The following is a 12,047-nucleotide window of genomic DNA, read 5'->3' as shown; positions in this document are numbered from 1 at the left end:
GGTTGTTCGGGGGTGCTGCTCGGAGGGTGCTTCAGGGTGCTGCTCGGAGGTTGCTTCGGGGGCGCTGCTCGGAGGGTGCTTCAGGGGTGCTACTCGGCGGGTTTGAGCGGCAGCAGCGCGCTGATCCGGAACCCGCCGCCGGGCCGGGGCCCCGCGTCCAGGGTGCCGCCGACCATGCCGACCCGCTCCCGCATCCCGATCATCCCGTGTCCGGCGCCGTCCGCGCCGCCGTCCTCGTACAGTTCGTGCGCCGCGCCCCGGCCGTCGTCCTCGACCAGCAGCCCGAGGCCGTCGTCGAAGTAGACCAGCCGGACGCTGGCCCCGGCGTCGGGGCCGCCGTGCTTGCGGGTGTTCGTGAGCGCTTCCTGCACGATCCGGTACGCGGTCAGCTCCACGCCGCTCGGCAGCGGGCGGGCGGTGCCCTCCACCTTGAAGTCCACCGCCAGACCGGTCTGCCGCACCTGGTCGACCAGGTCCTCGATCTGCTCCACGTCGGGCTGCGGAACGTACTCACCGCTCTCCGGCGCGTCCCCGGTCCGCAGCACCCCCAGCAGCCGCCGCATCTCGGCCAGCGCCTGACGGCCGGTGGAGGAGATCGTCTCCAGCGCCTGCCGGGCCTGGTCGGGCGCCGCGTCCATCACATAGGCGGCGCCGTCGGCCTGAACCACCATCACGGAGACGTTGTGCGCGACGACATCGTGCAGTTCGCGGGCGATCCGGGCCCGTTCGGCGGCCACGGCCACCTTGGACTGCGCCTCGCGCTCCCGCTCCAGCCGGGCGGCGCGCTCCTCCAGCTGGCTGAAGTAGGCCCGCCGTGTCCGCAGCGAGTCGCCCATCACCCAGGCCAGCACGAACGGCACCGTCATCACGACCGTCACGAAGATCACCTGGGGCCAGGAGCCGTCCGGCTCCGCCTCCCAGCGCAGCTGCGACAGACCGGCCGCGCTCAGGCTGCAGACCAGGGCGAGCCGGGAGGCCCAGCGCTCCCCGATCGTGGCCACCGTGAAGGTGATCACCAGCATCGCGAAGTTGCCGATGCCCGGTCTGACGTCGAAGAGCAGCTGGCAGAGGCCCACCGCGATGGCGAGCAGCAGCATCTTCTCGGGGGCCCGTCGGCGCAGCGCCACCACCGTGGAGAGCCCGAACACAACCGGAAGGGCGAGGATCTCCTCCCGTCCGGCGTCGTACATGCCCGACGCCATCGACATGCCGGAGAGCCCGAGGAGGACGACCGCCCAGAAGACGTCGACGCCCGTCGGGTGTCTGCGGAGAAAATCGTAGAGGCGCTGCACGTAGCCCAGCGTAAGGACAGCGGATAGGTGCCCGGGTCAACCGGAGGGCCGATCCAGATCCTGGGACCGTACTCCCCAAGGTGGAGACTTGCACCCATGACGGAGGAGTGGCGCGAGTGGCGGGAGGCGGCTGAGACCGCTTTGTACGGGGACGAGGGCTTCTACCGGAGTCCGGTCCGGAGCCCGGAAGGACCGGCGGGCCACTTCCGTACGTCGGTCCACGCCTCCCCCCTGTTCGCGCGGGCGGTGGCCCGGCTGCTGGCCCGGACCGCGCGGGAGCTGTCCACGGACACGCTGGCCCTGGTGGATGTGGGGGCCGGGCGCGGCGAGCTGTTGACCGGGGTGCTCGCCGCCGTCCCGGAGGGGCTGGAGGTGATCCCGTACGGGGTGGAGGTCGCCGCCCGCCCGCCGGGTCTCGACCCCCGGATCATCTGGTGCGCCGAACCGCCCCGGGGCACCACCGGACTCCTGTTCGCCAACGAGTGGCTGGACAACGTGCCGGTGGAGGTGGCGGAGGTGGACGGGGACGGCACCGCCCGGTACGTACAGGTGCGGACCTCGGACGGCGGCGAGCGCCTCGGCCCGCCGGTGACCGGGGCGGACGCCGCGTGGCTGGAGCGCTGGTGGCCGCTGTCCGCGCCGGGCGAGCGGGCGGAGATCGGGCGGCCCCGGGACCTCGCCTGGGCGCGGGCGGTGGGTTCGCTGGACGCCGGGCTCGCGGTGGCGGTGGACTACGCGCATGTACGGGGCGGGCGGCCGCCCTTCGGAACGCTGACCGGGTTCCGGGGCGGGCGGGAGGTGCACCCGGTGCCGGACGGCTCCTGCGACCTGACCGCGCATGTGGCGCTGGACGCGTGTGCGGCGGAGGCGGGCCGGGGGACGGTGGAGCTGACCGACCAGCGGACGGCGCTCGGGCGGCTGGGGGTCTCCGGTGACCGGCCGCCGCTGAGTCTGGCCGCCTCCGATCCGGCGGCGTACGTCACCGCGCTGGCGTCGGCGGGCGAGGCGGCGGAGCTGACCGCGCGCGGCGGGCTCGGCGACTTCGGGTGGCTGCTGCACCGGGTGGGGTGACCGCCGGGGCGGTGGGGCCGACGGCGCACGAGTGACCACCACTGCGGTGGGGCCGACGGCGCACGGGAGACCACCACGGCGCACGTGAGCACTGATGACCACTGCGGCGCCACGTGAGCACTGATGACCACCGCGACGCACATGAGCACCGATGCGCCGACCCGTCAGGGAATACTGGCCCCCATGACGGAGACGACCATCGGCATCGGCGGCGCGGCGGAGAGCACCGACATGGTGCTGAACATCGGCCCGCAGCACCCCTCGACCCACGGCGTGCTCCGGCTGCGGATCGTCCTGGACGGTGAGCGGATCCAGCACGCCGAACCGGTCATCGGCTATATGCACCGGGGCGCGGAGAAGCTGTTCGAGGCACGCGACTACCGCCAGATCATCATGCTGGCCAACCGCCACGACTGGCTCTCCGCCTTCTCGAACGAGCTGGGCGTCGTGATGGCCGTCGAGCGGATGCTCGGCATGGAGGTCCCCGAACGCGCGGTCTGGACGCGGACGCTGCTGGCCGAGCTGAACCGGGTCCTCAACCACCTGATGTTCCTCGGCTCCTACCCCCTCGAACTGGGCGGTATCACCCCGGTCTTCCACGCCTTCCGGGAGCGCGAGGAGCTCCAGGCGGTGATGGAGGAGGTCTCCGGCGGCCGGATGCACTACATGTTCAACCGGGTCGGCGGGCTCAAGGAGGACGTCCCGGCGGGCTGGCCGGGCCGGGTTCGCGACGCGGTCGCCTCGGTCCGCTCCCGGATGGACGTGTACGAGAACCTGGTCCTCGGCAACGAGATCTTCCGGGGCCGTACGCGCGAGGTCGGCGTGCTCTCCGCCGAAGCCGTGCACGCGTACGGGGTGTCGGGGCCGATCGCCCGCGCCTCGGGCGTCGACTTCGACCTGCGGCGCGACGAGCCGTACCTCGCGTACGGGGAGCTCCGGGACACCCTGAAGGTGGTCACCCGGACCGAGGGCGACTGCCTGGCCCGCTTCGAGTGCCTGCTGGAGCAGACCCTCAACTCCCTGGACCTGGCCGACGCCTGCCTGGACCGGCTGGCCGGACTGGCGCCGGGGCCGGTCAACCAGCGGCTGCCCAAGGTGCTCAAGGCGCCCGAGGGACACACGTACGCCTGGACGGAGAACCCGCTCGGCCTCAACGGCTACTACCTGGTCTCCAAGGGCGAGAAGACCCCGTACCGGCTGAAGCTGCGCTCCGCCTCCTTCAACAACATCCAGGCGCTCACCGAGCTGCTGCCGGGGACGCTGGTCTCCGACATGGTGGCGATCCTGGGCTCGCTCTTCTTCGTCGTCGGCGACATCGACAAGTAGCCGGTCGGCAGCCCCTCAGGAGACCGCGCCGCGCAGCCGTGCCACGTCGATCTGCTCGGTCTCGTCGTGCGCGGTGAGGTCGATGACCTTGCCGACGGCCTGGTTGGCGGCGGGTCCCATCACCCCCGTGCGGTGGTCGGCGAGCGCCTCCTCGCCGACGACGTCCGCGAGGTCCTCGTTCTGGACGGCCTCGATCGCGGCGGCGTTCGTCTTCTGGGTGCCGAAGAAGTCGAAGCTGCCCTGCGGGACGAGATGGCGGCGGGCGGCGGCGTACGGCACGACGGCCGAGGCGGCGGGGACCGTACGCGGGACGTGCACGGGCACGGCGGAGGCGGCGGGGGTGGGGGTCGGTGTGGTGGCCTGGGCCGGGGCCTCGGGAGCCGGGTCGATCGGGGCCGGGGCCGCGGGGGCCGGGGGCTTCATCGCCGGTACGCCGGTGGCCTCGGGACCGCCCGCGGGGGTGCTCGGAGCCGGGGCGCTCACGGCCGGGGTGTTCGCAGCCGGGGTGTTCGCAGCCGGGGCGGGCGGTGGTGTCGACGGGCGGCGGTGCTGGGCGTGCTCGCCCGCCCCGGGGGCCGCCGCGTCCTTCCCCTGCGGGCCCTCGTCCTCCGCGTCCCGCTCCGATGCGTCCCGCTGCCGGGCCTCCTCGGCGGTGCGGCGGGCCTGCTGGAGCGCGGCGTTGCGGGCGAGGTTCAGCAGGGCCTCGTTCGCCCTGCGGTACGCGGCCGGGCTCGGCTTCGAGCGTCCGGCGGGCAGCTCGGCGGGCGTGGCGGCCGCCTCGATGGCGAGCTGCCTGCGGCCCTCCAGCGCACTGGCCCGCTCGGTCTCGGCGGTGGCGTAGCGGCGCAGCAGTCCCGCGTGCTCCCCGCGCAGTCCGGCGAGCTCCACGCGCTTGCGGCGGAGCTTGGTCTCCAGACGGGTGCGCAGCGCGCGCGACTCCTCCAGGTCCTGCTCCAGCTCGGCTATCCGCTCCTCGGCCCGCCACTCGTCACGCGTGCGCGCCCGCTCCAGCTCGGCGACCCGCAGCCCCGCGGCCCGGTCCCAGCTGCGCATCAGATACGCGCCGGTCAGGGCGGCGGCGGCCACGGCGGCCACCAGGCCGCGCAGGGCGAGGGGTTCGGCGAGGAGCCAGGCGCCGGAAGCACCGACGACCGACACTCCCGCCACCACGGAGGGCGGCAGGATTCTGTGAAGGGGTGGCGAATGGCGGTGGCGTCCACGTGGCATGGCCTGAAATTTACCGTGTGTACGCGCCACTTGGGGGGCCACCCGGCAATCTGTTCCCCGCCGGTTACCTCATGGCCCCCAAAGGCCCTCCGTACGAGCCGTGAACTCCCGATCAAGAACTACTTCTTGATCAGACCCTTCGACTCCAGATACTCCTTCGCCACGTCGGTGGGCTTCGCGCGCTCGGCGTCCACCTTGCGGTTCAGCTCGGCGAGGTCTTCCGTGGTGAGCGTGTCGGTGAGCTTTCCGAGCGCTTCGGCGATCTCCGGAGCGCCCGCGTCCTTCGCATTGAGGACCGGCAGGACGTTGTCGGCGTTCTGGAGCTTCTTGTCGTCCTCCAGGAACACCAGCCCGTCCAGCACCGCGTCCGTGGTGGTCGTCAGGACCAGCTCGACCTTGCCGTCCCGGACGGCCTGCTTGGAGGCGGGGGAGCCGACGCCCTTGGGGTCGATCCCGGTGACGTCGATGCCGTACGTCTTCTTCAGTCCGGGTGCGCAGAAGGGCCGCACCTCGCACTCGTCGCCCGCCGCGATCTTCACCTTGAGCTTCGACTTTCCAAGATCGGAAAGGGTCTTGAGGTTGTTCTTCGCGGCGAATTCCTCGGAGACCGCGAAGGCGTTCTGGTCGACGGCCTTCCCGGCCGGGAGCACCTTGAGCCCCAGCGGGGTGGCGAGCTTCTCCAGGGCGGCGACCGTGGCGTCGACGTCACCGGAGGCGAGGGGGTTGTTCTGGGCCTTCTCCGCCCCGTTGACCTTGGCGTTGAGGAATTCGGTGATGGTGGCGGCGTATTCCGGTACGACGTCGATCTCGCCCTTTTCCAGCGAGGGCTCGTACAGCTCGCGGTTCCTCACCGTGGTGATCGAGGTGCTGTACCCGGCGTCGCCCAGGATCTGCGCGTACAGCTCGGCGAGCACCTTGGACTCGGTGAAGGCGGCCGAGCCGACGACGAGGGAGCCCTTCTTGGCGTCGCCCGAGGCCCCGGAGCCGCCGCCCTTCTCCTGCTCCAGGCTGTCGCCGCCGCAGGCCGCCAGCGACCCGGCCAGCGCCACCATGCCGATGACCGCTCCGGCTATCCGCGAGGTCCTGCTCATGTCGTTCTCCGTCCGAACTGAAGAGAAAAGATGGTCAAAGGGAAGTAGTGAGGGGATGGGGGGAAGCGGTCGGGGAGTCCGCGGGCCCCGTCACGCGGTCCGGCGGCGGCGCAGCGGGGAGAGCAGCCGGTCCAGCGCCACCAGTACCCCCTCCACCAGCAGGGCAAGCGCGGCGACCAGCACCGCGCCCGCGAAGACCTGCGCGGTGTCGTACGTGTTGAACCCGGCGGTGATGATCCGGCCGAGGCCGCCGAGGCCGACCATGGCGGCGATCGAGGCGGTGGCCACGACCTGGACGGCGGCGGAGCGCAGCCCGGTCATGATCATCGGGTAGGCGAGCGGCAGCTCGACCCGGACGAAGAGCTGCCCGCCGGACATCCCCATGCCCCGGGCGGCCTCCACCACGGACCGGTCCACCTCCCGCATCCCGACATAGGCGTTGGTCAGCAGCGGCGGCACGGCGAAGAGCACCAGCGCGATGATCGTGGGCCAGTACCCGGAGTTGCGCAGGGGCGTGACCATGAAGAGGGCCAGCACCGCGAAGACCGGGACGGCCCGCCCCACATTGGAGATGTTGACCGCGAGTGCGCCGCCCCTGCCGATGTGGCCCAGGTAGAGGGCCAGCGGCAGGGCGATGGCGCAGGCCACCGCGAGGGCGACCCCGCTCACGTACAGATGCTCGCCGAGCCGCTGTGCGGCCCCGCCCTCCCCCGACCAGTTGGACCCGGTGGTCAGCCAGGTCCAGGCTTCGCCGATGACTCCCACGGGTCAGCCCGCCTCCGCCTTCACCGGGGCGGACGGACCCGCGGATATCCGCGTCCAGGGCGTCAGCAGCCGCTGGAGGCCCAGGAGCAGCAGGTCGGCCGTGACCGCGAGCAGGACGCACAGGACGGAGGCGGCCAGCACCTGGGCCTTGAAGAAGCTCGGCAGCGCGTCCTCGATGAGATTGCCGAGGCCGCCCTTGCCGACGAGCGAGCCGACCGTGGTCAGCGCGACCGTCGACACGGTGGCTATGCGCAGCCCCGCCATCAGCGCGGGCAGCGCGAGCGGGAGCTCCACCTCCCACAGCAGCCGCCACGGCCCGTACCCCATGCCCCGGGCGGCCTCCTTGGCCTCCTCGGGGACCGCTTCGAGACCGGCCAGGATGTTCCGTACGAGGATGGTCAGCGAATAGAGCACCAGGCCCGTGACGACCAGCGCGGCGGAGAGCCCGAACAGGGGCAGCAGCAGCGAGAACATCGCCAGCGAGGGCACGGTGTAGAGGATCGTCGTCAGCCCGAGCACCGGCCCGGCGAAGCCGCGGCCCCGGCGGGCGAGCAGAGCCAGCGGGAAGGCGACCGCGAGCCCGATCAGCACCGAGGCCACCGTGATCCCGATGTGCTGCACGGTGGCGTCCGTCAACTCCTGGCCGCGGGAGCGCAGATACTCGCCGCAGATCCAGTCGTTCGTCGCCAGGCAGTTCGCTCCGGCCATCCGGCCCCCACCTCCCGATTCCCTGTCACGTCTCCGGGGCGCCCGGTTTCCCCGTCGCGCCCGATGTCGAACTGATGTGTGGCGAGCCTATCCTCGACCACTGACAATCGCGGAGGGCTGTCGCATTCCGGCAACACGCCCTTCACGAAACGCCCGCCACAATGGGGAACCATGATCCGTTTCGAGCACGTCACCAAGCGGTACGCCGACGGCACCACCGCCGTCGACGACCTTTCGTTCGAGGTCGCCGAGGGTGAACTGATCACGCTCGTCGGACCTTCCGGCTGCGGCAAGACGACCACCATGAAGATGGTGAACCGGCTGACAGAACCGACCGAGGGCGCGATATTCCTCGACGGGGACGACATATCCGCCATCGACCCCGTCGAACTCCGCCGCCGCATCGGCTATGTGATCCAGCAGGTGGGCCTCTTCCCGCACAAGACGGTGCTGGAGAACACCGCGACCGTCCCCCATCTCCTGGGCTGGAAGCGCGGAAAGGGACGCGAACGCGCCGCCGAACTGCTCGACCTCGTCGGACTCGACCCCTCCGTCTACGGTGACCGCTATCCGGAACAGCTCTCCGGCGGACAGCGCCAGCGCGTCGGGGTCGCCCGCGCCCTGGCCGCCGATCCGCCCGTCCTGCTGATGGACGAGCCTTTCGGCGCGGTCGACCCGGTGGTCCGCGAACGGCTCCAGAACGAATTCCTGAAACTCCAGGCCCAGGTCCGCAAGACCGTCCTGTTCGTCACCCACGACATCGAGGAGGCCGTCCGCCTCGGCGACCGGATCGCCGTCTACGGGCAGGGCCGCATCGAGCAGTTCGACTCCCCCGCCACCGTCCTCGGCGCCCCCGCCACCCCGTACGTGGCCGACTTCGTCGGCGCCGACCGGGGGCTCAAGCGGCTCTCGGTGACCCCGATCGAGGAGAGCGACCTCGACCAGCCCCCGGTCGTCCACCTCGACGACTCCCTGGCCGAGGCCACCGCGCGGCTCCGGTCGGAGGGCGCACGGTGGGCGGTCGTCCTGGACGGCCGGGACAACCTGCACGGCTGGATCCCCGCCGATGCGGCCACCGCCGCGAAGGGCACCGTCCGCGAGCACGCCCGCCGGATGGAGGCCTGGCTCCCGCTGGGCGCCCCGCTCAAGCAGGCGTTCGCCACGATGCTCCAGCACGACGCGGGGTGGATCGCGGTCATCGACGAGGAGAGCGAGGGCCGCTTCCTCGGCGTCCTGACCCCGGCCCGGCTCCACGAGGCCCTGCGCCGCTCGATCGACGCGGACGCCCAGGCCGTACCGCGCGCGCAGGTGGCGGTGGAGACGGTCGCCACGGCGTGACCCTCCCCGGGAGGGCGCCCGGGGAGGCTCACGACGCAGCCGGCCCCTCACTGCGCGCTGAGGCGCCCGCTCAGCCACTCCAGGGCCGGCGGGATCTCCCGGCGCCAGGTCGTGAAGTTGTGCCCGCCGCTGTCCAGCACGATCGAGGACACCTCGGCGGGCGCCTTCACCTTGTCGATGAACCTCATCGTGCTCTTCAGGTTCCCCTCGCCCTGCCGTGACGTCGTCACCAGGAAGGAACCGCCGGACGGCGGCCGGTTCTCCAGCGTCCACATCAGGTCGGCCCGGTCCCGCAGCGCCTGGTTCCCGTGGAACAGGTCGCCGGTCGTCGGGTCCTCGGCCGCCTTGTAGTACGCGGAGAGACCGGCGCTCGCCGCGTACCGGTCCGGGTGGTGCAGACCGACCTTCAACGCGCAGTAGCCGCCGGTCGAGTTGCCGATGATGCCCCAGTTACGGGCCTGCGTCCCCACCCGGTACGACTGCGCGACCGCCTCCGGGAGGTCCTTCGCGAAGAACGTCTCCGTCTGCGGCCCCTTCGGTATGTCCACGCACTCGGTGTCCCGGGGCGGGGCCACCGTCGGCCGCAGCATCACCAGGATCATCGGCTGCGCCTTGCCCGCCTTCACCCGCTCATGAGCCGTCTGTGGGTAACGCAGGGCTTTAAGAAGGTTCTCCGCCGTCCCGGGGTAGCCGGTCAGCACGACGACCGCCGGGAACGTCCTCTTGGCGTACGCCTTCTGGAAGTACTCCGGCGGCAGATAGACGTACGCCGGGGACTCGATGCCCGAGAGCCGTCCGGAGACCACCACCTTGTCGATCCGCCCGCCCGCCGACGGCACCCCGCCGCCCGGCACGTCCGGCCGCTGGGTGTCGATCCGCGTCATGTGGCGCGAGCCGGTCTCCCCGCCCGCGTGGTCGGTGACCACACCCAGGTCCTGCTCCTGGCCGAAGAGGTCGGCCCAGGAACCGTAGAAGAGGAACGCGTTGTTGGCCGCCAGGCCGACCGAGGCGAAGAGCGTCAGCTGGGTCGCCAGCAGCAGCCCGACCCGGCCCGTCACGGCGGCCGCGCTCCGCCGGGCCAGCCGTGGCCAGAGCCAGACCGTGGCGACGAACAGCGCCACCGCCGCGGCCACCACGACCGCCAGAACTACCTTGCTGGTGAGACCCATGAATGAGCTTTCTCTGCGACTTCTCTGCGTTTTCTCTGTGCTTCCGGGCACTTCTCGGCGCTTCCCGGCACTTTCGGGCACTTCACGCCACTTCCGAGCGGGAAATTTCCGGAATGTGGATGAACCCTCGCCACCCAACCCCCGTCCTAGAGGGAGCACATCGTCCGGAAAGGCCACGGCCGACGGACCGAAGAATCTCTGCAATCTCATCTGGAGCCACGGGAAGCGATGTCTGTCACGGTAGATGGGGATAAGTCGGTATCGGTTCCGCAGCGGGTGCGGCGGCTGCTGCGCGGCCCGCGTCCCGAGGCCGTACCGGCCGTCGTCGGCACCGCCTGCACGGTCGTCGGGCTGATCGACATCGCGGCAGGCGTCTTCCCCCGCTTCCGGCACAGCCGGATGCACACCCTCGCCGAGGTGCTCCCCGGCGCGCTCGGCCCGTTCGCCGCCGCGCTCTCGCTGAGCGCCGGTGTCCTACTGCTCCTGCTCGCGCACGGGCTGAAGCGGCACAAACGGCGGGCCTGGCGGGCGGCGGTGGTCCTGCTTCCGGCGGGGGCCGTGGCGCAGTTCGCGTACCGGCACTCGATCGTCGGCGTCCTGGTCTCCCTGACGCTCTGCGCGCTCCTGCTCCGCCACCGCGACCAGTTCCGCGCCCTGCCCGACCCGCGCAGCCGCTGGCGGGCGCTGGCCAACTTCGTCCTGCTCGGGGCCTCTTCGCTGGCGCTCGGGCTGGTCATCGTCTCCGTCCACCCCGGCCGGGTCGTCGGCGACCCGTCCATCGCGGACCGGCTCCAGCACGTGCTGTACGGCCTGTTCGGCGTCGAGGGGCCCGTCGACTACGCCGGGCGGACCAGCTGGACCGTGGCGTACTCACTGGGCGCGCTCGGCCTGCTGACCGCCGTCACCACCATCTACCTCGCCTTCCGCCCCGAGCACCCGGCCGCCCGCCTCACCGAGGACGACGAGAGCCGGCTGCGGGCGCTGCTGGAGACGCACGGCGGCCGCGACTCGCTCGGCCACTTCGCGCTCCGCCGCGACAAGGCCGTCGTCTTCTCCCCCAGCGGCAAGGCCGCCGTCTGCTACCGGGTCGTCTCCGGGGTGATGCTGGCCGGCGGCGACCCCATCGGCGACGTGGAGGCCTGGCCGGGCGCCATCGAGCGGTTCATGGACGAGGCGAAGGCGCACTCCTGGACCCCCGCCGTCATGGGGTGCAGCGAGCGCGGCGGCGAGGTCTGGACCCGCGAGACCGGGCTCACCGCCCTGGAGCTGGGCGATGAGGCGGTGGTGGACGTCGCGGATTTCTCCCTCGCCGGGCGGGCCATGCGGAACGTACGTCAGATGGTGGGGCGCATCGAACGCAACGGCTACGAAACCCGGGTCCGGCGAGCACGTGACATCGGCGCCACCGAGCTGGAGCGCATCCGGCTGGCCGCCGCCGACTGGCGCGGCACCGACACCGAACGCGGCTTCTCCATGGCGCTCGGCCGGATCGGCGACCCCGCCGACGGCGACTGCGTGATCGCCACCGCCCACCTGCCGGGCTCCGGCACCGAGGACTCCCCGCACGGCGACCTGAAGGCCGTCCTCCACTTCGTACCGTGGGGGCGCGACGGGATGTCCCTGGAGCTGATGCGCCGCGACCGCTCCGCCGACCCCGGCATGAACGAGCTGCTGATCGTCGCCTCGCTCCAGGCGGCCGGGAAGCTCGGCGTCACCCGGGTCTCGCTGAACTTCGCCATGTTCCGCTCGGCCCTGGCACGGGGCGAGCGGCTGGGCGCCGGGCCGGTGCTGCGCTGCTGGCGGGGGCTGCTGATCTTCCTCTCCCGCTGGTTCCAGATCGAGTCGCTGTACAAGTTCAACGCCAAGTTCAAGCCCCGCTGGGAGCCCCGCTTCGTGGTCTTCCGCACCAGCCGCGATCTGCCCCGCATCGGGATCGCGGCGATGCAGGCGGAGGGGTTCGTGAACTTCTCCCTGCCCCGCCCGTTCCGCTCCCGGGGCCCCCGCCCGTGCGGCCACACGCTGCGCACGGCCCCGGAGCGCGAGGTGAGCGCGGCGTAGGC

Annotated in this window: 10 protein-coding genes; 4 read left to right on the top strand and 6 right to left on the bottom strand. The window is 71.8% G+C overall.

Going from position 1 to position 12,047, the window contains the following annotated elements; translation table 11 throughout:
• Positions 1 to 89: 89 nt before the first annotated feature.
• Positions 90 to 1,292 (bottom strand): sensor histidine kinase, encoded by a 1,203-nt coding sequence (locus tag ACFW9Z_RS13005; RefSeq protein WP_384638742.1) that lies wholly within the window; start codon positions 1,290 to 1,292, stop codon positions 90 to 92.
• Positions 1,293 to 1,388: 96 nt separating this feature from the next.
• On the opposite strand from ACFW9Z_RS13005, the gene ACFW9Z_RS13000 reads away from it, so the two are divergent.
• Positions 1,389 to 2,363: an SAM-dependent methyltransferase gene (locus ACFW9Z_RS13000; RefSeq protein WP_384638739.1), complete on the top strand. Its 975-nt coding sequence runs from the start codon at positions 1,389 to 1,391 to the stop codon at positions 2,361 to 2,363.
• Between the two features lie 183 nt (positions 2,364 to 2,546).
• A complete protein-coding gene (locus tag ACFW9Z_RS12995) occupies positions 2,547 to 3,689 on the top strand; it encodes an NADH-quinone oxidoreductase subunit D (protein ID WP_384638736.1) in 1,143 nt (380 codons plus the stop codon).
• Between the two features lie 15 nt (positions 3,690 to 3,704).
• Here the strand turns inward: ACFW9Z_RS12995 and ACFW9Z_RS12990 are convergent, their stop codons facing one another.
• The 4 genes from ACFW9Z_RS12990 to ACFW9Z_RS12975 all read right to left on the bottom strand — a co-directional run bounded on the left by ACFW9Z_RS12990 (position 3,705) and on the right by ACFW9Z_RS12975 (position 7,480).
• Positions 3,705 to 4,916: a hypothetical protein gene (locus ACFW9Z_RS12990; protein ID WP_384638733.1), complete on the bottom strand. Its 1,212-nt coding sequence runs from the start codon at positions 4,914 to 4,916 to the stop codon at positions 3,705 to 3,707.
• A 119-nt stretch (positions 4,917 to 5,035) separates the two neighbouring features.
• A complete protein-coding gene (locus ACFW9Z_RS12985) occupies positions 5,036 to 6,007 on the bottom strand; it encodes an ABC transporter substrate-binding protein (RefSeq protein WP_384638730.1) in 972 nt (323 codons plus the stop codon).
• Positions 6,008 to 6,097: 90 nt separating this feature from the next.
• Entirely contained in the window at positions 6,098 to 6,772 is a 675-nt protein-coding gene (locus ACFW9Z_RS12980; protein WP_384638727.1) for an ABC transporter permease, read from the bottom strand.
• A 3-nt stretch (positions 6,773 to 6,775) separates the two neighbouring features.
• Positions 6,776 to 7,480 carry an ABC transporter permease gene (locus ACFW9Z_RS12975; protein WP_384638724.1) on the bottom strand — a complete coding sequence of 235 codons (705 nt, stop codon included), beginning with the start codon at positions 7,478 to 7,480 and terminating at the stop codon, positions 6,776 to 6,778.
• A 171-nt stretch (positions 7,481 to 7,651) separates the two neighbouring features.
• On the opposite strand from ACFW9Z_RS12975, the gene ACFW9Z_RS12970 reads away from it, so the two are divergent.
• The gene (locus tag ACFW9Z_RS12970) at positions 7,652 to 8,818 is read left to right on the top strand and encodes a betaine/proline/choline family ABC transporter ATP-binding protein (protein WP_384638721.1); all 1,167 of its coding nucleotides are present in this window, start codon (positions 7,652 to 7,654) and stop codon (positions 8,816 to 8,818) included.
• Between the two features lie 47 nt (positions 8,819 to 8,865).
• On the opposite strand, the gene ACFW9Z_RS12965 is transcribed toward ACFW9Z_RS12970, so the two are convergent.
• The gene (locus tag ACFW9Z_RS12965; protein WP_384638719.1) at positions 8,866 to 9,987 is read right to left on the bottom strand and encodes an alpha/beta hydrolase; all 1,122 of its coding nucleotides are present in this window, start codon (positions 9,985 to 9,987) and stop codon (positions 8,866 to 8,868) included.
• 228 nt (positions 9,988 to 10,215) lie between these two features.
• Here ACFW9Z_RS12965 and ACFW9Z_RS12960 point away from each other — a divergent pair, with 228 nt between their 5' ends.
• The gene (locus tag ACFW9Z_RS12960) at positions 10,216 to 12,045 is read left to right on the top strand and encodes a phosphatidylglycerol lysyltransferase domain-containing protein (RefSeq protein ID WP_384638716.1); all 1,830 of its coding nucleotides are present in this window, start codon (positions 10,216 to 10,218) and stop codon (positions 12,043 to 12,045) included.
• The last annotated feature ends 2 nt before the right edge of the window (positions 12,046 to 12,047 follow it).

It is taken from the genome of Streptomyces sp. NPDC059452, assembly GCF_042750035.1.
GTDB lineage: Bacteria > Actinomycetota > Actinomycetes > Streptomycetales > Streptomycetaceae > Streptomyces.
The sequence above is the reverse complement of the archived record's forward strand: the minus strand, read 5'-3'. Positions and strand labels throughout refer to the sequence as shown.

Coding starts and splice junctions, on each gene's coding strand:
- ACFW9Z_RS13000 (WP_384638739.1), top strand. CDS start 1,389: ATGACGGAGGAGTGGCGCGAGTGGCGGGAGGCGGCTGAGACCGCTTTG.
- ACFW9Z_RS12995 (WP_384638736.1), top strand. CDS start 2,547: ATGACGGAGACGACCATCGGCATCGGCGGCGCGGCGGAGAGCACCGAC.
- ACFW9Z_RS12990 (WP_384638733.1), bottom strand. CDS start 4,916: ATGCCACGTGGACGCCACCGCCATTCGCCACCCCTTCACAGAATCCTG.
- ACFW9Z_RS12985 (WP_384638730.1), bottom strand. CDS start 6,007: ATGAGCAGGACCTCGCGGATAGCCGGAGCGGTCATCGGCATGGTGGCG.
- ACFW9Z_RS12975 (WP_384638724.1), bottom strand. CDS start 7,480: ATGGCCGGAGCGAACTGCCTGGCGACGAACGACTGGATCTGCGGCGAG.
- ACFW9Z_RS12970 (WP_384638721.1), top strand. CDS start 7,652: ATGATCCGTTTCGAGCACGTCACCAAGCGGTACGCCGACGGCACCACC.
- ACFW9Z_RS12965 (WP_384638719.1), bottom strand. CDS start 9,987: ATGGGTCTCACCAGCAAGGTAGTTCTGGCGGTCGTGGTGGCCGCGGCG.
- ACFW9Z_RS12960 (WP_384638716.1), top strand. CDS start 10,216: ATGTCTGTCACGGTAGATGGGGATAAGTCGGTATCGGTTCCGCAGCGG.